Raw genomic sequence first — 24,687 nt, 5'->3', positions numbered from 1 at the left:
CCGGTGATTCTAAAAGAAAAAGACCGGATAGTTTTGGACTGTTCGGTCTTTCTTTTTGAAAAACGATTCATCTATAAATGACAGAAAATAATAAGGAAAATAAAAATGAAAAATAAAAAAATGATCATCGCCATTGTCATCATCGTCATCATCGCTATTGTTGCAGTGATATATCCCAAAATCACCACTAAAAAGAGCGCGAATAAAGAAGTAAAAATTGGAATCTTACAGTTTGTAACCCATCCAGCACTGGATGCCATCACTAAAGGAGCAAAAGATGAGCTGAAAAAAGAGGGGTATGCTGATGCAAAAATTAATTTTTATAATGGTGAAGCAGATCAATCCAAACTCCAAACCATGTCAAGTCAACTCGTTCAAGAAAAAAATGACGTCCTCATCGGAATTGCAACGCCAGCAGCTCAAGCACTCGCTAATGCGACAAGTCAAACTCCTATCGTAATGGGAGCTGTCACAGATCCAGTCGGAGCAAATCTCGTCAAAAATGTACGTCATCCAAAAGGAAATATCACGGGCGTTTCTGACCGATTTCCAGTAGCTAAAGAAATCAAATTAATGAAAGAAATCCTGCCTAATCTAAAAACGGTGGGTGTGCTTTACACGTCATCAGAAGCCAACTCTAAATCACAAGTTGAAAGCTTCACAAAAGCAGCAAAAGAAAACGGATTAACTGTAAAAACGTATGCGATTGCTTCATCTAATGACATCACAACTACCGTCAATGTTGCATCTAAAGAAGTCCAAGCTTTCTATATCGGCAACGATAACACAATCGCGTCTGCCTTTAACAATGTTCTCCAAATCACAAACGCAGCAAAAATTCCAGTTTTTCCTTCTGTTGATACAATGGTAACACAAGGTGGACTTGCTGCAGTAAGTATCAACCAACGGGAACTAGGCATTCAAACTGGTAAAATTGCTGCAGCGCTTCTTAAAGGAAAAAAAGTCAGTCAAATTCCAGTCGATTTTTATGATCATACCACACCAATTATCAACACAAAAGCGGCTCAAGCACTTCAAATCACGATTCCAAAATCAGTTTTAGATCAATCAACCAAAACAAAATAAATTTCATTTTAAGGAGACGCAATGCTTCTATCAACCATTAATCAAGGTCTGTTATGGGCCATTTTAGGACTTGGTATTTTTATGACCTTTCGCATTCTCAATTTTCCAGATATGACGACAGAAGGAAGTTTTCCACTCGGAGGTGCAGTAGCTGTAACGCTGATTGTTCACGGCATCAATCCAATTTTAGCAACACTCATCGCATTTATCGCAGGATGTTTGACTGGACTTATGACTGGACTTCTTTACGTCAACGGAAAAATTCCCACATTACTTGCAGGCATTTTAGTTATGACATCAAGCAATTCCATCATGTTGATGGTCATGGGACAAGCAAATCTTGGCATGCTTGGCTATCCCCGACTTCAAAATATCTGGGTAAGTCTCATTGCGGTTGTTTTAGTGGTTGGATTAATGATTTTTTTCCTAAACACCGACTTAGGACAAGCATTCATCGCAACAGGTGATAATCCAGAAATGGCGACAAGTTTTGGCATTAACACCAATCGCATGGAACTTTTGGGTTTGATCGTCTCAAATGGAATTATTGCGTTATCTGGCGCATTAGTTTGTCAAAATGACGGCTATGCTGACGTCTCCAAAGGGATTGGAGTCATTGTTATTGGACTTGCTGCCATTATTATCGGTGAAGTTTTCTTTGCAAATGTTTCGATGCTTGAGCGCCTAATCACCATCGTAATTGGATCCATTTTTTACCAATTTTTAATTCTTGCTGTTATAAAAGTTGGACTAAATACCAATTATCTAAAACTGTTTAGCGCGATTGTACTCGCCTTTTGCTTAATGATTCCAACATTAAGAACAAAAATATTTAAAGGGGTAAAAATAAATGCAAGCCATCATTGAGTTAAAGAACGCAAGCGTTATTGTAGAAAATGGATCAGAAAAGAAAACCATTTTAGATGATGTCTCACTCAAGATTTTTCCCCTTGATTTCATTACAATTGTCGGAGGAAATGGAGCAGGAAAATCCACCTTATTTAATGTCATCTCAGGAAATCTATCACTAACCACTGGAGAAATTTTAATTCTTGGAAAAAATATGACCAAAAAATCTCCACAAGTGCGTTCAAAATTCATCTCACGTGTTTTTCAAGATCCTAAAATGGGGACTGCACCACGGATGACGGTTGAAGAAAATCTCTCCATTGCAAAACTACGCGGAAAAAAGCGCACACTTAAAATTACCTCATCAAAAGAACTTCAAGAGCGTTTTCTCACAAAAGCAAAAGCTATCGGAAATGGATTAGATCAGCGTCTCAACAGCCCGACAGGAACACTTTCAGGTGGTCAACGTCAAGTCTTATCTTTACTCATGGCAACTTTACAAAAACCAGAGCTCCTTCTTTTAGATGAACACACCGCGGCTTTAGATCCAAAAACCTCAAAAACAATCATGTCCCTCACTGATGACGTCATAAAAACTGAAAAAATTACCAGTTTAATGATCACGCACCAAATGGATGACGCATTAAAATTTGGAAATCGACTTTTGGTTATGAAAAATGGTAAAATAGTAAGAGACTTAAATTCAGAAGAAAAAACAAAGATGAAATTAGAAGACTTTTACAGGATATTTGAATGAAAAAAATAGTTCCCATTATTGAGCGTATAATCAGAATTGTGATGCTAGTTGTAGCAGCAGCACTTTTAGCGTCAAGCATCTCCTTTATTGGCATTCATATGGCCAACAAAAACCTAGAAAAAACGAAAACCTCTGCGGTGATCATTGAAGGGGATGATTTGCGTGCCATTCATGAAGTCAGTTTTGAGTGGAAGGGTCAAACTATCAGACGCAGACCTCTGGATGTCTATTTTAGTAAGCTTGGTGATGCAGGCGAAAAAATCGACGTTTATGTCGTAAACAAATACCCAGATCGCGTTTTTCTTGACCAAGATGGGCATGGATTGATTCGTACTGCTGAATTAATGGGCGGTTGGGGACTTTTATTACTTATTATATTACTCGGTGAACGTCAATTATTGAATCGAATCAATCGACTTGAGAAACTCGATAGAAATAAATGAAAAAGATTATGATAAATAATCTTTTTTATTTATTATAAATAGAAAAAAAGAATCATTTTTTATTTATTTCTTAATGAAAAAGAAATAAAATTGTGATAAAATGTAAATGTTCATGTTTTTTCGTGATTGCTCCAGTCTGTTTCATATTAGGAGCATTATCAAAACACGAAAAAAGTGCAGAATAAAAAGTTCAATATTTAAGGAGAAAAGATGAGACAGGAGAGCAGAAACCTAGCAAGAAGACGGAAACACAAAAAATTTACACTAATGACGAGTCTTGTCATTCTCCTCCTCGTACTTGCAGGAGTTGGTGCAGGAGTCGCTGTTTATCACAATAACGAAGTAAAAAAAGCTCAAGTGATTGCATACAAAAAACTAAAAACATCTGTAAAATCTGCTGAAACAACAGCTTTCAATTCACCAACAGACAAAAACGTTGCTCAAATGAAAACACTTGTCGCAAAACTTGACAAAAAGGACAAAGTACCTTATCAAAAAAGTTTGGCGACACTAGAGGGCTACGTAGATCATATTGATCAAGCAAAAAATGCGCTTAAAACGTATAAAAAGTCAAAAAATGACGCTGATTATACTGCAGTGACCAACAAAATAAATTTATTAACTTCGAAATCTGAAGCTGCTCAAAAAAACGAACTTAACACGACACTAGCAACCGTAAAAAAGGAAGTTGATGCAGAAAAAGCAGCAGCAGAAAAAGCAAAATACGAAGGTAAAAAGCTTATTGCGCTTACCTTTGATGACGGTCCAAACCCCACTACGACACCAAAATTATTGAAAACTCTAGCCGATAATGATGTCAAAGCAACATTTTTCCCACTTGGCGAAGAAGCCAAAGCAAATCCTGATATCATAAAAGCAGAAGCCGCTCAAGGACATGAAGTAGCATCGCACACGTGGGATCACAAAAACCTTGTGACCCTCACACCAGAACAACAAAAACAAGAAATATTATCAGCACATGATTTGATTAATAGTTTGACGGGTCAAAAAACAAATTTCTTTAGACCACCTTATGGAAGCTACAATGCGACGACTCTTGCGCAAACCCCATTAGCAGCAGTAGATTGGTCGATTGATACGAATGACTGGCGCTATGTCAATAACACACCTATGGTCATCCAAAACGCAGTTAATTATGCTCATGACGGTGGCATTATCTTGATACACGATATTCACAGTTGGTCTATCAATGCAGTGCCAGACATCATCCAACAACTCAAAGCAAAAGGCTACACCTTTGTAACAGTATCAGAACTTCTGAATGCAAAAGAAGGGCCAATACAATCAGGAAAAGTTTACACAGGATACTAATATCAGAACTACCTAAGGGTAGTTTTTATGTTAAAAAAATAATTATATTTCATTGATGCCAAAATTATAAATCATATATGAATGTTTCATTAAAACTTTATGATAAGATGGATGAAGAAAATATAGAGTTTTGGAAGAGAAGAAATTGTGAGATATGAGGAATTATTAGAAAAAAAAGAACAGATTCAAGTTGAAATATTAAGCATTTTATTTCAAGAAAAAGGAAGAATACCATTTCAAAAATTAGCCGCTCAAATTGATGTGTCTCGCCCATCTTTAGATACTTATCTAAGTGAACTGCAGGATTTTGGGGCTTCTTTAGGAAAAAAATTTAATCTTGTAAGAGATCAAACAGATGTTATTTTAGAAATGGATGAGCATTTAAATTTTGATTTAATCCTTGTTTATCTTCTTAAGCAGAGTATAAAATTTAATTTATTAAGATTGCTCTTAGAGGAAAGAAATCCTTCGATTCTTGAACTTTCGATGAAACTTTTAATCAGTGAATCAACTTTATTTCGGAAAATAAAAGAATGTAATCAACTTTTAAAAGAATTTCACATCAAAATAAAAAATATCCAGCTCATTGGTCAAGAGGAACAAATTCGCTACTTTTATTTTATGCTCTATAGCCATCTCCCTCAAAAAGAACGTCCACAAAATCAGCAAATTACTGAAAAAAACAGGAAATTTATTCAACGTTTAGAAGAAAGTTTGCGTGTGCACCTTTCAATCTCAAGTCAAGAAAAAATGATGTGTTGGAAAGGGATTTCTGATGCTCGACGAAAAGGGGAAATCGGAGCGGTTGATGCAATGCTTTTACAGAAATCAATGTATCAAAATGATCACCTTTACCAGCTTCTGGATTCCTTTTTTTATCAGGAAGTCTATACAAAAAGTGATAAGGAACATTGTGAAACCATTTTATTTTACAGTTTCTTGGTTTCATTTTTTATTTTAAATAAAGATGATTATTACAGATTTGATATTCTAAGAAGTAAAAAAATGCCTGCAATTCTTTTGAATATCACAATCAGAGAAAAAATGTTAAATTATTATCATCTCAATCGATTAGATATTGAAGAAGAAAAAACGATAGAATATCAATTGTCTCAAATCAATAATAAATATTACTTTTTTTCAGGGGTGATCAACCATATCAAGCAAGCTCAATTATTAACCATCCAAAAATCACAACTGAAACCTACACTCATTAATTTATTAACTCAACTTAGAAAATCTGCCTCAGAAAGTATCGAAAAAAAGCAAAAGTCAGAATCCGCTTTAGATGAATTAACTTTTGGTTATGGTAATGTTTTATTACTACTAGAAGTATTATTTGCACCAAATATAATAATTTTATACGATCTATCAAGCAATCCAGTTTATCAAATTCCACTCGAGCAGTTTTTAGTCAATCATTTACGCGGTATTGAGAATATCGCATTGAATCAGTATCGAAAAGAAAAGTCTTATGATTTATTAATTACAAGTAAAAGAGATGATCAGAGAAAAAAAGCATATTATCTTTCAGAATATGCCTCAGCATATGATTTAGATATCATTACAAAAAAAATTGAGCAATTAAAACAAGAAAAAGTGAACCTTAGATTGTAGTGACCCCCAAAATATAGACTTTTCAAATCTATATTTCGGAGGTCTTTTCTTATGGTCAAATATTCCATAGAATTAAAACAACGTGTTATTCAAGATTATTTATCTGGCAAAGGAGGCTCTACCTATCTTGCTAAAATGCACAACATAGGTTCATCTAGTCAAGTTAGACGCTGGATTCGCAATTATCGAGCAGAGGGACTTCCTACAGCTCACTCCAAAGTCAATAAAAATTATTCTATGGAATTGAAAGAAAATGCGGTACAATGTTATTTAACAACTGATTTAACTTATGAAGCTGTGGCAAGAAAATTCGAAATTACTAATTTTACCTTACTTGCAAGCTGGGTTAATCATTTCAAACTCTATGGAGAAGTCCCAATAAGCAAAAAGAGAGGACGACGTAAAAAACTAGAAAGCATTGCATCGTCTATGACTCAGAACTCAAATGATTCTCAACGAATTAAAGAACTTGAACAAGAATTACGTTATGCGCAAATTGAGGTAGCTTATTTAAAAGGACTTCGGAGATTGGAGAAAAATGCTCTAATGAACAAAAATCAAGACTCATCTACAGTCTCCGTAAAACCTTCAAACTCAAAGAAATCTTGAAAGTTACAGGATTCCCTAAAGCCACTTATTATTATTGGGTCAACTGTTTTAAACGGGTAAACAAAGATGAGCTTATCGAAAAAGAAATGCTTAAAATACGTCAAGAACATGCCAATGCAGGTTACCGTCCAATGAGTGAATTACTTAAGCAACGTGGCTATCACGTCAACCACAAGAAGGTCCAGCGCTTAATGAAGAAGCTAGGGCTTCGTGTAACGTCTTATTGGCACAAATCACGTAAATATAATTCTTATAAAGGAAAAGTAGGGACGGTAGCTAAAAACAAATTGCACAGACGATTCAGAACTTCCATTCCTCATCAAAAAATCACAACAGATACGACTGAATTCAAATATTATGAAGAAGGGATTCAGAAAAAATGTTATCTCAATCCTTACATTGATTTATTTAATAGCGAGGTGATCAGCTATCATATCTCTAAACACCCCTCTTATCAATCAATTGAGACTGCTCTAAATAAAGCCGTAGCTGTGACATCTGATTGTCCTTATCGACGTACTTTCCACTCAGATCAAGGATGGGGATACCAAATGAGATACTATGTTTCTAAATTAAGATCTCATCGAATTTTTCAGTCTATGAGCCGTAAAGGAAACTGTCATGATAATTCAGTCATGGAGAATTTCTTTGGGCTACTTAAACAAGAAATTTATTATGGACATATCTTCTCGTCTTTCGAAGAACTTGAGCAGGTTATTGTAAGCTGGATTAGGTACTATAATACAAAACGAATCAAACAAAAATTGAACTGGATGAGTCCAATTCAATTTCGCTTAAATTACCAAAACAATTAAAAAAATCCAAGTATTTCTACTTGGATAAAAAGTCTAACTTTTGGGGTGCACATCAGATGATGGTTCCTTTTTTTGCATTAAAATAGGAGCGCTTTCATTTTTTTTTCGATTTTTAAAAATTTTGAATGAATTATTTCAAAAAGAGATGTTATAATGAGAAAGTAAAGAAAACGATTACATAAAGGAGAGAGAAATGCAAAAAAATTCTTATATTATGGCAATTGATCAAGGAACAACAAGTTCAAGAGCCATCATTTTCGATAAAAAAGGAAATCATATTGGAAGTTCTCAAAAAGAATTTACTCAATATTTTCCACAAGAAGGATGGGTGGAACATGATGCCAATGAAATTTGGAATTCTGTTCAATCTGTTATTGCAGGAGCTTTCATCGAATCAGGGATTAAACCAGATCAGATTGCAGGGATTGGAATTACCAATCAACGTGAAACAACCATCATCTGGGATAAAAAAACGGGACGTCCGATTTACCATGCCATTGTATGGCAATCCAGACAATCATCAAAGATTGCAAACGAATTAAAGGAAAAAGGCTTTGAAGAGCTGATTCATCAAAGGACAGGACTTGTCGTAGATTCCTATTTCTCAGCAACAAAAATTCGTTGGATTTTAGATCATGTAGAAGGAGCGCAAGAACGTGCAGAAAAAGGGGAGTTACTCTTTGGAACAATTGACACATGGTTACTTTGGAAATTAACGGATGGTGAAGTACATGCAACAGATTATTCAAACGCCAGTCGGACGATGCTTTATAATATTCATAAATTAGAGTGGGATAATGAAATTTTAGAACTGCTCAATATCCCAAAAGTCATGCTTCCAAAAGTTGTTTCAAACTCAGAAGTTTATGGCAAAACGAAAGGGTATCATTTCTTTGGCTCAGAAATTCCAATTTCTGGAATGGCAGGAGATCAACAAGCAGCACTTTTTGGACAAATGGCTTTTGAACCAGGAATGATTAAAAATACTTACGGCACAGGTTCTTTTATTGTCATGAACACAGGAGAAAAGCCTCAACTTTCAAAAAATAATTTGTTGACCACTATTGGTTATGGAATCAATGGGAAGGTGTACTATGCTTTAGAAGGAAGTATCTTTATCGCAGGATCATCCATTCAATGGCTACGCGATGGTTTGAAAATGTTGAAAAAAGCAAGTGATTCTGAAGCTGCAGCAGAAATGTCAAATAATCAAGATGAGGTTTACGTTGTTCCAGCATTTGTAGGATTGGGTGCACCTTATTGGGATCAAGAAGCTCGTGGTGCAATGTTTGGACTGACACGAGGCACGACCAAAGAAGATATTATTAAAGCAACGCTTCAAGGAATCGCTTATCAAGTGCGTGATGTAGTTAATACTATGCAAGAAGACACTGGCATTGAAATTCCAGTCCTAAAAGTGGATGGCGGAGCAGCAAATAATGAATATTTAATGCAATTTCAGGCAGATATATTAAATACACCGATTCAACGCGCAAGCGATCTTGAAACCACCGCTTTAGGTGCAGCGTTCCTTGCAGGTCTTGCTGTTGGTTTTTGGAAAGATACAGATGAAATCAAAGAAAATTATGAAGCAGGAAAAATTTTCCAAGTAGAGATGGATGAAGAACGCAGAACCCGACTTTACCATGGTTGGAAAAAAGCAATTGAAGCTACGCGCGTTTTTAAATAAGGAGATTAGGATGACTTTTTCAAAAAAGACAAGAAATGAAACGATTGAAACACTTCAAAATGAAGCTTTAGATGTTTTGATTATTGGAGGTGGGATTACTGGTGCTGGATTAGCTGTTCAAACGGCTGCTGCCGGTATGAAAACAGGGATATTAGAGATGCAAGATTTTGGGGAAGGGACTTCTTCAAGATCTACAAAACTTGTTCACGGTGGAATCCGCTATTTAAAGAATTTTGATGTTGAAGTTGTTTCTGATACGGTTTCAGAACGTGCTGTAGTTCAAGGAATTGCACCACATATTCCAAAACCAGACCCAATGCTTTTACCAATTTATAATGATGAGGGACCAACAACATTTGATATGTTTTCTGTTAAAGTTGCGATGGATTTGTATGATCATTTGGCAGGAGTTAAGGGAACGGAGTATGCAAACTACACCATCTCTCCTGAGGAAGTGCTAAGACGTGAACCTTTAATTAAAAAAGAAGGACTCCAAGGAGCTGGAGTTTATCTTGATTATCGAAATAATGATGCGCGTTTAGTTATTGATAACATCAAAAAAGCGGTTGAAGACGGTGCAGCTGCTGTAAGTAAAGCGAAATTAACGGGATTTTTATATGAAAATCAAAAAATTATCGGGGTTAAAGTACGTGATTTACTGACAGATAATCATTTTGAAGTTAGAGCAAAATTGGTTATTAATACCAGTGGACCTTGGGTAGATAAGATAAGAACGCTCAATTTGAACAGAGCTGTTGTCCCTAAAATGCGTCCTACAAAAGGTGTTCATTTGGTTGTTGATGCGAAAAAACTCCCCGTTCCTCAACCGACCTACTTTGATACGGGTAAAAATGATAAGCGGATGGTTTTTGCGATTCCACGTGAAAATAAAACATACTTCGGAACAACAGATACAGACTATAAAGGAGATTATAATCATCCAACAGTCAATCAAGAGGATGTCGATTATCTTCTTGATGTGATTAATTTCCGTTATCCAGATGCGCATCTTACAATTGATGACATCGAAGCTTCTTGGGCTGGTTTGCGTCCATTATTGGATGGAAATTCTGGTTCAGATTATAATGGAGGAGATAATGGGGCGATTTCTGAGAAGAGTTTCAAAGACGTGGTTGATATTGTCACTCAATTTCAAAATAAAACAGCAACTAAAGTTGAGGTGGAAAATGTTTTGAATCATTTGGAATCAAGTTTGGTTGAAAAAAATAATGCACCATCTTCTGTTTCTCGTGGAAGCTCTTTAGAACAAGAAAGTGATGGATTAATCACACTTGCAGGTGGAAAGATTACGGATTATCGCAAGATGGCGCAAGGTGCGGTCAAATTAATTCAAAACCTCTTAAAGACACACTATGATTTAGATTTTTCACTTGTTGATTCAAAGCACTATCAAATTTCTGGTGGAGAATTTGATGCGACAAAGGTCAAAGAAACCGTTGCGAAAAACAGTCAAGTTGGAATCGCTGCAGGTTTATCTGAAAAAGAGTCAGAATATATCGCAGATTTTTATGGCATGAACGCGCTTAAAGTGTTTGAATATGCTAAAAACATGACTGCGTATCCTGGATTGAGTTTGGCTGAATCTGCTCGATTATTCTATGCACTCGAAGAGGAAATCGTTTTGTCACCAGCAGATTATTTGTTGCGTCGCACCAATCACATTTTGTTTGCAAGAGAAAGTTTAGATGAGATTAAAATGCCAGTGATTGAAGCAATGGCTTCATATTTAGGATGGGATGAAAAAGAAAAGGAAGAAAATATTGAATCCCTTAATCAAGTGGTTTCAGAGTCAGATTTAGTTGAATTGAAAACTAAAAATTAATTAACGGAGGAAAATATGCATTCAGAATTAGTTCAATTATTAGGAGAGTTTCTTGGGACATTTGTTCTTATTTTACTTGGGAATGGTGTTGTTAGTGGTGTCGTTCTAAAGAAAACAAAAGCAACAGGAGCAGGGTGGGTCGCCATCACATTAGGTTGGGGCTTTGCGGTTATGATGGGGGTTTATGTATCGGGATTTATGTCTCCAGCTCATTTGAATCCCGCTGTGACGATTGCAATGGCAATGATTGGAAGTTTCAGTTGGAGTTTAGTTATTCCTTATATCATTGCTCAGATGCTTGGTGCGATGGTGGCGAGCTTTATTCTTTATCTCATGTACTTGCCACACTATGAAGTAACTGAAAATCCTGCGGATATTTTGGGGACGTTCTCAACAGGACCTGCAATTAAACATACCTTTTCTAATGTCGTCAGTGAAGTGGTAGGTACTGCGCTTTTAGTTGCAGCAATCTTATCATTTAGTCAATATGCCGTCACAAAAACAACTGGTTTTTCACCGTTATTGGTTGGTGCAATTATCACTGCTATTGGTCTTTCTTTAGGAGCAACAACAGGGTATGCATTAAACCCTGCGCGTGATCTTGGTCCACGGATTATGCATGCGATTTTACCTATCAAAAATAAGGGAAATTCTGACTGGTCTTACGCTTGGATTCCTGTAGTTGGTCCAATCGTCGGTGGAACATTGGGGGCTGTTTTATATCATGCTGCGATTCAATTTGTCACAAAATAAATGAAGAAATAAAAGCATTTTTTAGAAATGCTTTTTTGATGTGTTTGATTTTTTTTGAGTGATAGGATTATTTTAAAATTTAAAAAACTGTTTTTTTTTATGAGTTTCGTTTAAGTAAGCGGATACTTGAAATCAGTGTGTTATAATGGAAGAAGTGATTAAAAGATAAGAGGAAATAGTTTGAAATTATCCGATTCAGTTGTTGTGACAAAAGAAAAAATAACGGGGATTTTTAGAGCCAATGCAAAAGGTTTTGGTTTTGTGAAACCTTTGGATGCAACAGATCGAAAACAAGATGTTTTTATTGGTATGAGAAATACTAAAAATGCGTTAGATGGAGATGAGGTACTGGTAGAAATTTTACATTCTGCTGAAACCTCAAAAAAGGGGGCAGATGGGAAAGTCCTTAAGATTACGAAACGTGCTACTGTGGACACGGTAGGGACGTTTATTCCGTTTTCTAAGGATGAAAAAAATGGACTGATTGGTCAAGTGCTACTGTACAATGAAAAAATTACGTCGGCCTTATATATTACAAAAACTCAGGTGGAATTATTAGCAAATGATGTTGTTCGTGTTCATATTGATCAATATCCTAATAAAAAAGAACCTTATTCATTTCAAGGGATGGTAACAGAGGTTATTGGACATCAAGGAGATGTTGGACTTGATATTTTAGAAGTACTTTGTGCAATGGGGATTCCAGAGCATTTTCCAGATGAAGTAATGGCGCAAGCAAACAGTATTTCAGAAGAAATTTCTGATGAAGAAAGAAAAGGACGTGTTGATTATCGTGATGAAGTGACTTATACGATTGATGGCGCGGATTCTAAAGATTTAGATGATGCGATTCACGTTAAAAAATTGCCAAATGGAAATTTTGAGCTGGGGGTTCATATTGCAGATGTGGCGCATTATGTGACGGAGGGCTCACCATTAGATGTGGATGCTTTGTCTCGTGCAACCTCGGTTTATGTGGCTGATCGCGTTGTTCCAATGCTGCCAGAGCGGTTGTCTAATGGAATTTGTTCACTTAATGAAGGAGTTGAGCGACTGACGCAATCTTGTGTGATGGAAATTTCTGCTCAAGGAAAAATATTATCTGCGAAAATTAATCCTTCTCTCATTAAAACGACTTATCGGATGACTTATGATGCAGTAAATCAAATGATTGCTCAAGATGAAAAAACTCTAGCTGAATTTAATAAAATTGCATCTTCAATTGAAGTGGCAACACAATTGCATGATGTACTGTATCAGATGCGTTCTGATCGAGGCGCGATTGAGTTTGATGAGGCGGAGTCTAAAATTATTTTAGACGATAAAGGAGTTCCTGTTGAAATTGTGAAACGAGAACGTGGAACTGCTGAGCGCATGATTGAATCTTTTATGCTCGCGGCAAATGAGTCTGTGGCAAATTATTTCATGCGTCATAAATTTCCTGCTATTTATCGGGTTCATGATGAACCTAAAAAAGAGGCGTTTGCAAAATTGATGGTTTTTGCTGGGGATTTGGGTTATTCTATCTCATCACCAAGTCATGAATCATTAGAGTATTTCATGGAAAGTATCCAAGAAACTCCAGAGGAAGCAGTGCTTTCAACGATGCTTTTGCACACCATGTCAACAGCACTTTATTCTGAAGAAAATACTCATCATTTTGGCTTAGCAGCGAAAGATTATACACACTTTACAAGTCCGATTCGACGGTATCCTGATTTATTGGTTCACCGGTTGTTGCATTTTTATCGGGATCATGATGTGACGGATGATGTGAAAAAAGAGTGGACGGAAAAAATTCCACCGATTGCGAAACAATCTAGTGATATGGAGCATCGAGAAGTTGTGACTGAACGGATTGTGGATGCGATGAAAAAAGCAGAATACATGACTCAATTTATTGGTGAAAGTTTCTATGGTACGATTAATGGGATTCAGAAATTTGGAATCTTCGTTCAACTTGAAAATTCAGTCGAAGGTTTGATTCGCTTAAATCTCTTGAAGGGTGAAAAAGGTGATCGCTTTGAATTTGACGAAGAAGAACAAACTGTCGTTGGAAGTAAGTCAAAAACGACGTTCAAGATGGGACAACCAATCAAAGTAAAAGTCATTGCAACGAACAAACGTAAAGGTGCAGTTGATTTTGAACATGTTTTGCCTGAGTATGAAAAAAAAGATGAACATCATCAATAATTTAAGAACTCAAAAATGAGTTCTTTTTTTATTTTATTTTTGTCAGTACTGACAAAAGCACGAATTTAATTCTGTCAGTACTGACAGAATTAAAAATGATGTTATTGTATTGACAAATTAATAATTATAATATATAATGTATAAAAATACGAAACGAGGTGAAGAATGATAAAAATAACAATTGTTGGAATTACGGGATATAGTGGTTTTGAACTCTTTAGATTATTTTTAAAGCATGAAAAAGCCCAAGTGGTAAAGGTTTGCGCGACAAGTCATATTGGTGAACCACTTCACCACATCTATCCACAAATAAAAGAATGTTCAGAGATAATGATCTCTTCTTTTGATCCAAGTATAATTATGCAAAAATCAGATGTCGTGTTTTTTGCGACGCCTGCAGGCGTTACCAATTCCTTAGCCATTCCATTTATTGAGCACGATTTTCCAGTGATTGATTTGTCAGGAGATTTCAGATTAAAAAATCCGAGAAGTTATGAAAAATGGTACAAAAAACCATCTGCTCAACAGGAACATTTAGAAAAGGCGGATTATGTCTTAGCAGATGTCAATACAACTGCGCATCAGCTTATTTCAAATCCAGGATGTTTTGCTACGGCTTGTTTACTGCCGTTGATTCCATTAGTCAAAGGAGATTTTATTGAGCTAGATTCAATCATTTTAGATGCAAAATCGGGACTTTCTGGAGCAGGTAAAGTGCTAAGTGAATCGAGTCATTTTGTTAATGTACATGATAATATGATGATGTACAAAATTAATCAACATCAACATCTGCCTGAAATTGTACAAGAGCTAAAAAAATGGAATGGTAAGGTTGAGTTCATTCAATTTTCAACGAGTTTGATTCCTGTAAATTATGGAATTTTTGTATCCGGCTATGTGAAATTAAAATCGGGATTTAGTTTTGATGAGGTCCAACAGGATGTGAAAGATTTTTATAAGGATAAAAAATTTGTTCGCATTCGAAGTGAAGCACCGAAATTAAGTGATGTCGTTGGAACTAACTTTTGCGATATTTATTTGACCTATAATCAAACAACGGGTATCATCACAATAATTTCTGTGATTGATAATTTAATAAAAGGTGCAGCTGGACAAGCGATTCAAAATTTTAATCACTTGTTTGACATAAAAGAAGAAATGGGATTATCCCATCTTGCTAGAATATAGAGGCTATTAATGATTAAAAAGGATGGAACGATTGCAAGTCCAAAAGGATTTACTGCGGATGCGGTGCATGCAGGATTAAAATATAAAAATTTGGATTTGGGAATTATCATAAGTGAGATTCCAGCACAAGTGGCTGGCGTTTTTACGAAAAATAAAGTATGTGCAGCACCGGTTGTATTGGATAGAACGTTGGTTAAATCAGGGGAGATACAAGCAATTTTGTGTAATTCAGCAGTTGCGAATGCTGTGACAGGTGATCAAGGAATGATAAATGCCATGCTGACACAAAAATTTGTGGCTAAAAAATTCAACATCAAAGAATCACTTGTAGCTGTTTGTTCCACTGGTGTGATTGGTGTGCAATTACCGATGGAAAAAATTGAAACTGGAATCAATCGGCTGAGTGAAAACGGACAAGCAGATCGCTTTGCAAAAGCGATTTTGACAACAGATACGGTGACTAAAACAGTGACTTTAACTTCTGTCATTAATGACAAAACAGTGACCATGTCAGGCGTGTGCAAAGGCTCTGGAATGATTCATCCCAATATGTGTACGATGCTTGCTTTTATCACAACGGATGCTAATATTTCTCATGAGTTACTTCAAAAATTATTGTCAGAAGTCACAGAAACGACATTCAATCAAATCACAGTAGATGGAGACACCTCAACAAATGATACGGTATTGGTAATGGCAAATGCGATGGCAGGCAACGAAGCAATTAAAGAGAAAACGCAAGATTACGAAATTTTCAAAGCGATGCTGTTTGAAACGTGTACCATTTTAGCTCAAAAAATTGCAGCAGATGGAGAAGGGGCAACGAAATTCATTGAAGTTTCTGTCAGTGGGGCGCCGACAGATGAACGTGCACGGATGATTGCCAAAAAAATTGTAGGTTCTAATTTAGTTAAAACAGCTATTTTTGGAGCAGATCCAAATTGGGGAAGAATTGTTTCTAGTATTGGACAGGCTGCTGATTTTGAACCAGATGATATTTTAGTCAAAATTCAAAATGAAAAAGTCCTCGAACACTCCACACCACTTTATTTTGATAAAGCAATACTCAGTCAAAAATTAAAAGAAAAAGAAGTGATGATTGAAGTGGATCTAAATAAAAGTCAAGGCTATGGCAAGGCTTGGGGATGTGATTTAACTTATCATTATGTCGAAATAAACGCCACATATACGAGTTGAGGAGAAAAAAATGACACACTTATTAGAAAATTATAATAGACTTGATTTTGCATTAATGGATGGAAAAGAGTGCCATTTGATTGATCATACTGGAAAATCTTATCTTGATTTAACTTCTGGCATTGGAGTAATGAATATGGGCTATTCATTTGAAGCTGGAAAAGCTGCTGTGAACTATCAATTGGATCATTTGGCTCATCTCTCAAATTTATATATTAATCCTTTGCAAGAAAAAGTAGCAGAAAAATTGAGCGCAAACGGAAACTATAAATCATTTTTTTGTAATTCAGGAACTGAAGCAAATGAAGCCGCGTTAAAATTAGCGCGTTTAATCCGACCCAATAAAAAAATTTTGGCATTCAAGAATGGATTTCACGGTCGTACTTTTGGTGCGATGTCTGCGACCATGCAACCCAAAATTCAAGAAGGATTTTCTCCGCTTGTACCAGATTTTGTTTCTTGTCATTTTAATGATGTTTTTGATTTTGAAACACAATTAAAAAAAGAAGAGATTGGTGCAATAATTTTTGAAATCATTCAAGGAGAAGGCGGTATTTTGGTCATTCATCCAGATTTTGTTGCGGCACTAAAAAAAGCACAGAAAAATGGGATTCTTCTGATTGTTGATGAAGTGCAAACGGGAATTGGACGAACTGGGAAACGCTTTGCGTTTGAACATTTTGATTTAAAACCAGATCTGATTACTTCTGCAAAGGCTTTAGCCAATGGACTACCAGTTGGTGTGATGTTGGCTAAAAATAAGTATGCGTCTTATTTTTCGGCTGGAAAACATGGATCCACTTTTGGAGGAAATCCATTAGCAATGGCGAGTGCTGATGCAGTGCTTTCACATCTAACGGAAGATTTTTTAGCAGAAGTTGAAGAAAAATCCGATTACTTTTACCGGCTTTTATCTGAACAGCTAAATCATCATCCTCAAGTTCTTGCGATTCGAGGAATGGGGCTGATGCTTGGAATCCAACTTGATGACTCCTGTGATCGTGCTGAAATGATGGCACGGTTGAGAGAAAAAGGAGTTTTAGTGTTAAGTGCTGGAAAAAATGTGATTCGCCTCCTTCCACCGTTAGTCATCAAGAAAAGTGAGTTAAAGCAAGCCAGTGAGATATTAGGAGAAGTATTATGAGTGATGTGGCAAAAGTCTTAACGGAATCCCTTCCTTATCTCCTCAAGTATCAAGGACAAACGGTTGTAATAAAGTATGGTGGAAATGCAATGCTGGATGAGAAAATGAAACAAAGTGTCCTGTCTGATCTTCTTTTTTTAAAAATGAGTGGTCTTAAAATTGTGCTTGTACATGGTGGTGGTCCAGCAATCACAGAAATTTTGGATAAATTTGAGGTAGAACATCAATTTGTCAATGGCTTAAGATATACAAACAAAAAAACAGCTCGTCTTGCCTTAATGGCGCTTTGTGATTTGAATAAAAGTTTAGTGTGTGACATGATAAAGCTCGGTGGTAAAGCGATTGGGATGTCTGGAGTAGATGGAACATTAATTGAAGCAAAACAATTGTCTGAGCAATATGGTTATGTCGGGGAAATCACACGGATTAATTCTGAATTAATAGAAAATGTTTTAAAAATGGATCAGATGCCGATCATTGCAACATCTGGAGTAGATCAAATGGGAAATATCTACAATGTGAATGCGGATACTGCAGCGAGTCATATTGCAGCGGCTCTAAAAGCAGAACGGTTGATCATTTTGAGTGATGTAAGAGGAATTTATACGAATTTTCCTGATGAATCAAGTTTTGTTGAAGAAATTTTTTATCATGAACTTAAAGCATTAGTATCCTCTCATCGCATATCAGGAGGGATGATTCCTAAAGTTGAAGCGATAAATTATGCGCTAAAACAAGGACTTGATCAAGTTGTTTTGTTGGATGGTCGCATTAAAAATGCACTTCTTTTAGAATTATTTACAGAAAAAGGAGTAGGAACATTGATTAAACGATAGCGCTTTTGATTTTCATCAAATGAAAAATAAAATAAAGCACGACAAAAAACGAGTAAAAAATGGTAAAATAGACAGGATAGCCTTGTCTTTTTTTAGTGGGACGTTCAGTTTTCATGGAGCAATAAAGATCAGATTGAAAATAAAAAGGGAAATATCACATTTTTAGTGCTACGAGGTGCCACTTAAAGAGGTTCAGGAGCGAGTGGGACATGTCATGGAGGAAACCACAAATGGTTACACACATTTACTTTCGCATGGTCAAGAAAGGTCTGTCGAGGTGATTAGTCGGTTTGCTCAAAAGTTGGGAATTTTAAATGAGCAATAAGCAGTGCTTTTGCCCAAAATTTGCCCACAAGTAAGAAAAAAACAAAAAAATAGGCTTATAAAGCCTTGGTATATAAGGAGTTAGAGAAAATGGTTACAATTCAGTGGTTGAATAGCATAAATTCTGATTCCTTCGAAAATAGTTTATGAAAAACAGATGAAATTTAGAAAAAAACTAGCCATAAGCCCTTTTATATCAAGGGCTTTTATGTTTTTTATAATATATACATCTCATAAAATAATTTTCAAGATTCTGCGTAGGTCTATTTGATTTGAGCAATAATAAGCTATAAAATTCATTTTTTGCCCCCAAATTTGCCCCCATTTTTTTGGAAGTTCAAAAAAGATAAAAAGGCAACAAAGGGCTCAATCATAGTTACAAAAGAGCTAAAAATTTGAACGGAACTCAAAAATTTACAAAATGGCGTATTGAACAAATCAAAAATGTTGAGTCTCATTTTCGATAAGGTTAAGCGACAAAAAATCTTCTCTAACCAATCGAAATCTTGGAAGAGAAGGCTTTTTAATATCTACTTGTTCAGATAAAAATATAACTCATAACTATTGACGTAGAAAAAGGAAAGAGGTATAATAAATCCAAAGTAAAAATCGAAAGGAGCATCGCTCATGGAATCCGCCCTCGTCTATACCCTCTTTGCCATTCTCTTCCGCCTGATTTTCTTATCCCTCAAACTGGTGGTTGGTCTGATTAAAGGAATCTTTAAAGCCCTCTGGTTCATTCTGAAACACCTTGGAATGGGAATCAGTCACTTTGGTACAAAGCCTGCCTTATAAATCTTGAAAGGAGATCACAATAATGATCATCACAACACTCGACGCCTTACGCGTCATAAAAAACAATCCCAATGCCGCCTTTACTTTTCCGATCTATGACGTTTTGTCTGGCAATACCAAAACAGCTCCCAAAATCCCAACGCTTGCGGCAGGGAGTGAGACCATTTGGCTCATGGATAAGGGTGTCGAAGTTCCTAAAAGTCACTATGACCTTGTACACTTTCTGCGCGACCTCTGGGACGATGTGGCGGAAATAAAAAAGAACGGTAAAGTGATTGCCCAACGTGTCGCTTATGGAAAGCCTATGTTAGCGCTTGATGAAACACTCTTTAAGCCAGACGCTTATGATGACCTCATTGAAACTGACCTTGTAGGCGAAAAAACAAAGCGTGAAATTGTGGTGGGGGATTTGACAGAAGATGCAGCGGCGGCGCTCATGCGCGGTTTTATCCGCTCACAGGAGAATTAGGCATGGGCAGACCCAATCAATACTATACGGTGGTGGAACCAAAACTAGAAGACATTAAAGCCTTACGCAAACAAGGCCTGTCGCTTGAAAAAATAGCACAAAAGTTAGACCTGAAATTGGGACACTTGACCTATTATCGTAAGAGTTTCCCGGATTTAGACGAGGTGCTGAATACCCCACGTGATGAAGTTAAGCAAACTGAGCGCTCTGCCTATTTCAACCGCCAAAAGAACTACAACTCCTTGCGTAGTTTCATTCGTACCCAGTCCACCCCAGAAGAACGTGAGGAATATTTCCACCTCATCTTAGAAAAGGCGGATCAAACTGAGATTGAAATTTATGAAATGATGATAGCAGCTATCAATAATCATAAGAAAATAAATAGTTAGCTAGTTAGTTAGCTAGCTAGCTAGAAAAGCATCATAACCCGATTGTAAAACGACCCAGATACTCCTATGGCTCGTTTTTATTTTTCACATTGTAAGCAAGACAGGAAATATTTTCTCTTGACATATTTATATATAAAGAATATACTAAATATACTAATGGAAAGGGAGATAAAAAATGGTTGACGAACAGGTAAAAGATGTTATCGCTTCTGCAATAGAAACAGATGAAGGTGTTACGCGAAGGGTTAAGAGTGACGACTCACTGGCAGACAATTTAGATTTTGATTCAGTTAGAATGATGATTCTTATTACTCTACTCGAAGAGAAGTTTAATCTTGATATTGATGAAGGTGAAATTTCAGATATTAAAACAGTTTCTGAAGTAACAACTTTCATAGAGAGAAAGCTGGAGAAAAATGAAAAATAGGGTAGTTATTACAGGAATTGGTCCTGTTACACAACTAGGTATTGGTAAAACTGAATTTATAAAAAATTTATTATCTGGAAAAAGAAATTTTTCTCAGAAAATACCTGAAGAAACAAAGAAAAAATACCCAGTTAATGTTGATTATTATGTTCCAGCCGTTAAGTTGACGAGCGAACAAACGGATAGAAAAATTAAACTTTTCAGTAATATCAATTCTCAAGTGGTTGCATTAGCTTCAAAACTAGCAATTGAAGATTCAGGGATTACTATTCCAGAAGATAATGAAATTCCAGCTATTCTTGGGTTAGGAGTTGGTGATTTATCTAGTGGGTTCAAAAACTACGAAAAGTTTATTACCGAAGGCAAGATGGATCGATTTGGTGCACCGAAAGTTATGGCCAATGCGCCAGCTTCTTGGATTTCAATAACTAATCAATTACATGGTGAATGTTATGTAATTAATGCCGCTTGCGCCTCATCAACTAATGCAATTGGAGAAGCTTATCTGAAAATAGCCGATGGCCACGCTGATACCGTAGTATGTGGTGGAACAGAATGGCTCCAAGATGATAAATTTTCAATCATCAAATTGCTAGAGGGATTAAAAGTATTCGACTCTAGTCCTGATGGTCTTCCTAGACCTTTTCAGGAAACTCGCTCTGGTTTGTTGCTAAATGAAGGAACAGCTTGCTGTCTAGTTTTAGAAAACTATGAAACGGCTAAAAAAAGAGGTGCTGAAATTTATGCTGTAGTAACAGGATTTGCGGCATCAATGGACGCTTATAGCATTGTAGCTATTGAAGAAAGTGGTGCTGTAATTGAAAAAATGTTACGCAAGCTTACTTCAGGAAAACGGATAGATTATTATAATGCTCATGGGACGGGCACAATTCTTAATGATAAGGTTGAGAGTGAAGTTTTCAAACGAATATTTGGGGAAGATGTCAAAAATCAACCAATGATAAATTCTACTAAAGGATTACTGGGACATACATTTGGTGCAAGCGGAGCAATTGAAGCAATGGTGTGTGCTATAGCAATAAAATATGGTATTGTTCACCCCAATTTGATTGACCACCCAATAGAGAATTTAAATCTTGTGTCAGAAGTTAAGACCAATCAAGAAGTTAATACAGCGATTTCTGCTTCATTTGGTTTTGGAGGTCACAATGCAGCTCTTCTATTTGAAAAAGTGGAGGGGAAAGATGAGTAATTTTGATGGCAAAGTGAATCAGGTCATATTAAGTACAGACAAGGATAGGAAATTTGAAAAAAATGTAGTCATTGTTTCAGATAAAAAAGAATTTGAAATCTTACTTTATATGCTTGAGGGAAATGTATATTTTGATGAAAGTAGTAAATCTGCTGAAATTAAAAGATGGAAGCAAGAGATTAGTGACATCAATAAGATAAAACTTTCGTTTTTGGATAAAAGTAAAATTTTATTAGCTCTTGGAAAAATCTATCCAGAAGAAAATGACCTAAATAAGCGAGAAACATTGAGCATAGAAGATTTGCATAAAACAAATCAAGAGGATATCATGGTTTCTAAAGTTTTGTCTGAGCAAACTGGGAAAATATCAAAGTATGTAGGAAGTCCTACACATACTCAAGAGATTGTTCTTGATCACATTAACTCAGAGCATGTCGAAGCAATTTTACTAACTGAGATGTGCCGTCAAGCGGCTATCGCGACAGTTGTTTCGGAATTTACCAACGACAGTCAATTTTATATTTCAGAGGAATTTAAAAAATACGAACATTTGGTTCAACGAGATAAGGAAGTTATTATTCAAACATTCCTTGTACATGGAAAAGGGGGAATGATTATTTGTTTATTTTCCTTATTTCAAAATGATTCGCGATGTGTTTTAGGATATTTCTTGGGAATACAGAGAAAGGAAAGATGAAAATGAAAAATATAAAATTGATTGCATGTGATATTGATGGGGTTTTACTGGAAGATACATTTAGTCCAGTGCTCCATATCTTGGCTCAAAGATTTAATATTCCATATACTGCCGAATTAGAAAATAATATGTTTTCCCAAAACAGAGGGAAAGCAGTGAATTATTTTCTAAAGCAATTATCACTCTCAGGTCATAAAGAATCAGAAGATGTCCTTAAATTATTTTTTGATGAGCGTCAAAAATATATTGATAAAAGTGGTACGCCAATACTTGATGGAGTCCCAGAGTTTATAAGTTTATTGAAGAATTTGGATGTAAAAATCGTTTGTTATGGTGGGTTAGATTATGAAATGATTGATAAATGCTTTACTTCTTATTTGAAAAATTTCGATCAATATATTTGTACGAATGACTTCCGCCCAGGTCTAAAGGAAATTGTCAAGAATTTTTATCAATTAGAGTATCAAGAGGTACTGTTTATTGATGATGTTGCTGAGGTAGCAAAAGAGGCTAAGAAATATTCCATCCCTTTCATCGGCATTCCCACTCAACATAGCTGGGGATTTCAAAAAGATGAGATGACAAAAGTGGGGACGAAGTATATTGTAAGCTCAGTAAAAGAAATTACAAAAGAATATTTAGAAAGACTAGATTCCGATCAAGCTATTTGGGAGGAGCAAGATGACTAGAACACAAAAAATAATCCTTGCCTTGGCACTTATCGGAGCTTTCATCGGGGTTCTTGATACTTCTATTGTTTATACTGGTACAGTTAAAATAGCTTCCCAACTTCACTTGAATGCTGGAGCATTGTCGTGGGTTCAAGTTTCTTACGCTTTAACTTATGCAGGATTTATGCTTATTGGTGGGAAATTAGGGGATTTGTATGGACGAAAGCCCCTCTTCATTTTATCCCTTATTATTTTTGGCCTTGGCAGTTTAGCAGTTGGCGCATCAATGAATGCGACGATGATTATTGGCTTTCGTGCACTACAAGGAATAGGGGCGGCTGTCCTTGCCCCAAATTGTTTGGCACTCTTAACGGATACATTTGAAGGACAAGCAAGACAAAAAGTGATTGGCTACTATGCCTCCGTTATTGGCGCAGGTGCTGCGATTGGCTTGGTAATTGGTGGATTTTTTGCTACCTTTGCTTCTTGGCGGATTGGTTTTTATATCAATGGACCGATTGCTTTCATTATGGTCATTATTGCCCTAAAAGTTTTAGCAAAGCCTGAAAAGCAGACAGGGAACCTTGATTGGTTAGGAACGATTCTGTCTATTCTTGCGATGACATCTATTTCTTATGGATTGGACGGAAGTCCATGGAGAGTTCCAACGCTGATTGTTTCCCTTGTTTTCTGGATTGCCTTTATTTATAGCCAAGGCAGAGTGAATCATCCCACTATGCCCCTTGAAATATTCAAAGATAGAGAACGCACGGCCTCGTATCTGAGTTCCCTGCTCTTTAGTTCAGCAGGTATCGGCTTTTGGTTTTATACGCCGCAATTCATGCAGAGAAGTCTGGGATATAGCCCATTTGTAACAGCGTTAGGCATGGTACCCATGGCCGTTCTTCTCTTTGTTATTGCGGTACAGGCAAGAAAATTGGTGCAAAAGTGGGGAAATGCACGTGTTATGGTCATTGGCTTTATTGTGGTCATCCTATCTATGGCAGAGTTATCCGCTATTGCTCATTCGGCAAATTATTGGTTGCTCCTAATTGGAACACTTGGATTTGCAGTAGGTTTTGCATTAGCTTTCGCAACACTTGCTACTTCAGGACTTGTCAGAATCCGCACCGAAATTTCGGGGGCTGCATCGGGAGTATATAATACCGCGCGTCAATTTGGTGGAGCATTAGGCTTAGCAATTTTTGCGGCTTTTACTGAAAAGTTAACAGGAATTTCAGATGTTTTTGGAAAATCTATGTTAATTGGTGTTGGACTAACTTTTGTGGGACTTATATTAGTGCTAATCTTTATAGTTCCAATGGAAAGAAAGTAAATTTGCGATTATAT

The 24,687-nt window shown here is 36.2% G+C and carries 23 protein-coding genes; all 23 read left to right on the top strand.

The window, feature by feature from the left end; genetic code table 11:
• Window positions 1–105: 105 nt before the first annotated feature.
• Entirely contained in the window at window positions 106–1,086 is a 981-nt protein-coding gene (trpX, locus tag GHI93_RS02325) for a tryptophan ABC transporter substrate-binding protein (RefSeq protein WP_153495229.1), read from the top strand.
• Between the two features lie 21 nt (window positions 1,087–1,107).
• Window positions 1,108–1,953 carry an ABC transporter permease gene (locus GHI93_RS02320; protein ID WP_153495227.1) on the top strand — a complete coding sequence of 282 codons (846 nt, stop codon included), beginning with the start codon at window positions 1,108–1,110 and terminating at the stop codon, window positions 1,951–1,953.
• A complete protein-coding gene (locus GHI93_RS02315; RefSeq protein ID WP_153495225.1) occupies window positions 1,937–2,692 on the top strand; it encodes an ABC transporter ATP-binding protein in 756 nt (251 codons plus the stop codon). Before GHI93_RS02320 ends, GHI93_RS02315 begins: the two co-directional genes overlap by 17 nt.
• Entirely contained in the window at window positions 2,689–3,135 is a 447-nt protein-coding gene (locus GHI93_RS02310; RefSeq protein WP_153495223.1) for a hypothetical protein, read from the top strand. Before GHI93_RS02315 ends, GHI93_RS02310 begins: the two co-directional genes overlap by 4 nt.
• Before the next feature lie 210 nt (window positions 3,136–3,345).
• Window positions 3,346–4,467, top strand: coding sequence for a polysaccharide deacetylase family protein (locus GHI93_RS02305; RefSeq protein ID WP_246176995.1), 1,122 nt, complete (start codon window positions 3,346–3,348; stop codon window positions 4,465–4,467).
• A 147-nt stretch (window positions 4,468–4,614) separates the two neighbouring features.
• Window positions 4,615–6,084: an AcpB/EbpR/MafR family transcriptional regulator gene (locus GHI93_RS02300; protein ID WP_153495221.1), complete on the top strand. Its 1,470-nt coding sequence runs from the start codon at window positions 4,615–4,617 to the stop codon at window positions 6,082–6,084.
• Window positions 6,085–6,135: 51 nt separating this feature from the next.
• A protein-coding gene (locus GHI93_RS02295; protein ID WP_153495214.1) for an IS3 family transposase occupies window positions 6,136–7,508 on the top strand; the annotation gives its coding sequence in 2 pieces (ribosomal slippage) (window positions 6,136–6,595 and window positions 6,595–7,508; 1,374 coding nt in all).
• A gap of 193 nt (window positions 7,509–7,701) precedes the next feature.
• On the top strand, window positions 7,702–9,198 hold the full coding sequence (gene glpK, locus GHI93_RS02290; RefSeq protein WP_153495213.1) for a glycerol kinase GlpK: 1,497 nt from the start codon (window positions 7,702–7,704) through the stop codon (window positions 9,196–9,198).
• A 10-nt stretch (window positions 9,199–9,208) separates the two neighbouring features.
• Window positions 9,209–11,041: a type 1 glycerol-3-phosphate oxidase gene (glpO, locus tag GHI93_RS02285; RefSeq protein WP_153495211.1), complete on the top strand. Its 1,833-nt coding sequence runs from the start codon at window positions 9,209–9,211 to the stop codon at window positions 11,039–11,041.
• Between the two features lie 15 nt (window positions 11,042–11,056).
• Complete coding sequence (locus GHI93_RS02280) at window positions 11,057–11,794, top strand: MIP/aquaporin family protein (protein ID WP_153495209.1); 738 nt, start codon at window positions 11,057–11,059, stop codon at window positions 11,792–11,794.
• A 180-nt stretch (window positions 11,795–11,974) separates the two neighbouring features.
• Entirely contained in the window at window positions 11,975–13,987 is a 2,013-nt protein-coding gene (gene rnr / locus GHI93_RS02275) for a ribonuclease R (RefSeq protein ID WP_153495207.1), read from the top strand.
• Window positions 13,988–14,155: 168 nt separating this feature from the next.
• Window positions 14,156–15,175 (top strand): N-acetyl-gamma-glutamyl-phosphate reductase, encoded by a 1,020-nt coding sequence (gene argC, locus GHI93_RS02270; RefSeq protein ID WP_343030302.1) that lies wholly within the window; start codon window positions 14,156–14,158, stop codon window positions 15,173–15,175.
• A gap of 9 nt (window positions 15,176–15,184) precedes the next feature.
• Complete coding sequence (argJ, locus tag GHI93_RS02265) at window positions 15,185–16,372, top strand: bifunctional glutamate N-acetyltransferase/amino-acid acetyltransferase ArgJ (RefSeq protein WP_153495203.1); 1,188 nt, start codon at window positions 15,185–15,187, stop codon at window positions 16,370–16,372.
• 10 nt (window positions 16,373–16,382) lie between these two features.
• The gene (gene argD, locus GHI93_RS02260) at window positions 16,383–17,516 is read left to right on the top strand and encodes an acetylornithine transaminase (protein ID WP_153495201.1); all 1,134 of its coding nucleotides are present in this window, start codon (window positions 16,383–16,385) and stop codon (window positions 17,514–17,516) included.
• On the top strand, window positions 17,513–18,352 hold the full coding sequence (gene argB, locus GHI93_RS02255) for an acetylglutamate kinase (RefSeq protein ID WP_153495199.1): 840 nt from the start codon (window positions 17,513–17,515) through the stop codon (window positions 18,350–18,352). Before argD ends, argB begins: the two co-directional genes overlap by 4 nt.
• Window positions 18,353–19,303: 951 nt before the next feature.
• Window positions 19,304–19,471 (top strand): hypothetical protein, encoded by a 168-nt coding sequence (locus tag GHI93_RS02245; RefSeq protein ID WP_021215274.1) that lies wholly within the window; start codon window positions 19,304–19,306, stop codon window positions 19,469–19,471.
• Window positions 19,472–19,493: 22 nt separating this feature from the next.
• Window positions 19,494–19,940, top strand: a complete 447-nt coding sequence (locus tag GHI93_RS02240) for a hypothetical protein (RefSeq protein ID WP_023164092.1) — start codon at window positions 19,494–19,496, stop codon at window positions 19,938–19,940.
• Between the two features lie 2 nt (window positions 19,941–19,942).
• Window positions 19,943–20,329, top strand: a complete 387-nt coding sequence (locus GHI93_RS02235) for a hypothetical protein (RefSeq protein ID WP_081144231.1) — start codon at window positions 19,943–19,945, stop codon at window positions 20,327–20,329.
• A gap of 175 nt (window positions 20,330–20,504) precedes the next feature.
• A complete protein-coding gene (locus GHI93_RS02230) occupies window positions 20,505–20,756 on the top strand; it encodes an acyl carrier protein (protein WP_153495197.1) in 252 nt (83 codons plus the stop codon).
• On the top strand, window positions 20,746–21,969 hold the full coding sequence (locus tag GHI93_RS02225) for a beta-ketoacyl-[acyl-carrier-protein] synthase family protein (RefSeq protein ID WP_153495195.1): 1,224 nt from the start codon (window positions 20,746–20,748) through the stop codon (window positions 21,967–21,969). The genes GHI93_RS02230 and GHI93_RS02225 overlap by 11 nt, the downstream gene beginning before the upstream one ends.
• Complete coding sequence (locus GHI93_RS02220) at window positions 21,962–22,666, top strand: AfsA-related hotdog domain-containing protein (RefSeq protein WP_161487261.1); 705 nt, start codon at window positions 21,962–21,964, stop codon at window positions 22,664–22,666. Before GHI93_RS02225 ends, GHI93_RS02220 begins: the two co-directional genes overlap by 8 nt.
• A gap of 2 nt (window positions 22,667–22,668) precedes the next feature.
• Entirely contained in the window at window positions 22,669–23,355 is a 687-nt protein-coding gene (locus GHI93_RS02215; RefSeq protein ID WP_031559204.1) for an HAD family hydrolase, read from the top strand.
• Window positions 23,348–24,673, top strand: coding sequence for an MFS transporter (locus GHI93_RS02210; RefSeq protein ID WP_143459866.1), 1,326 nt, complete (start codon window positions 23,348–23,350; stop codon window positions 24,671–24,673). Before GHI93_RS02215 ends, GHI93_RS02210 begins: the two co-directional genes overlap by 8 nt.
• Window positions 24,674–24,687: the final 14 nt, after the last annotated feature.

This window comes from Lactococcus hircilactis (genome assembly GCF_009601015.1).
Classification (GTDB): domain Bacteria; phylum Bacillota; class Bacilli; order Lactobacillales; family Streptococcaceae; genus Lactococcus; species Lactococcus hircilactis.
The sequence above is the reverse complement of the archived record's forward strand: the minus strand, read 5'-3'. Positions and strand labels throughout refer to the sequence as shown.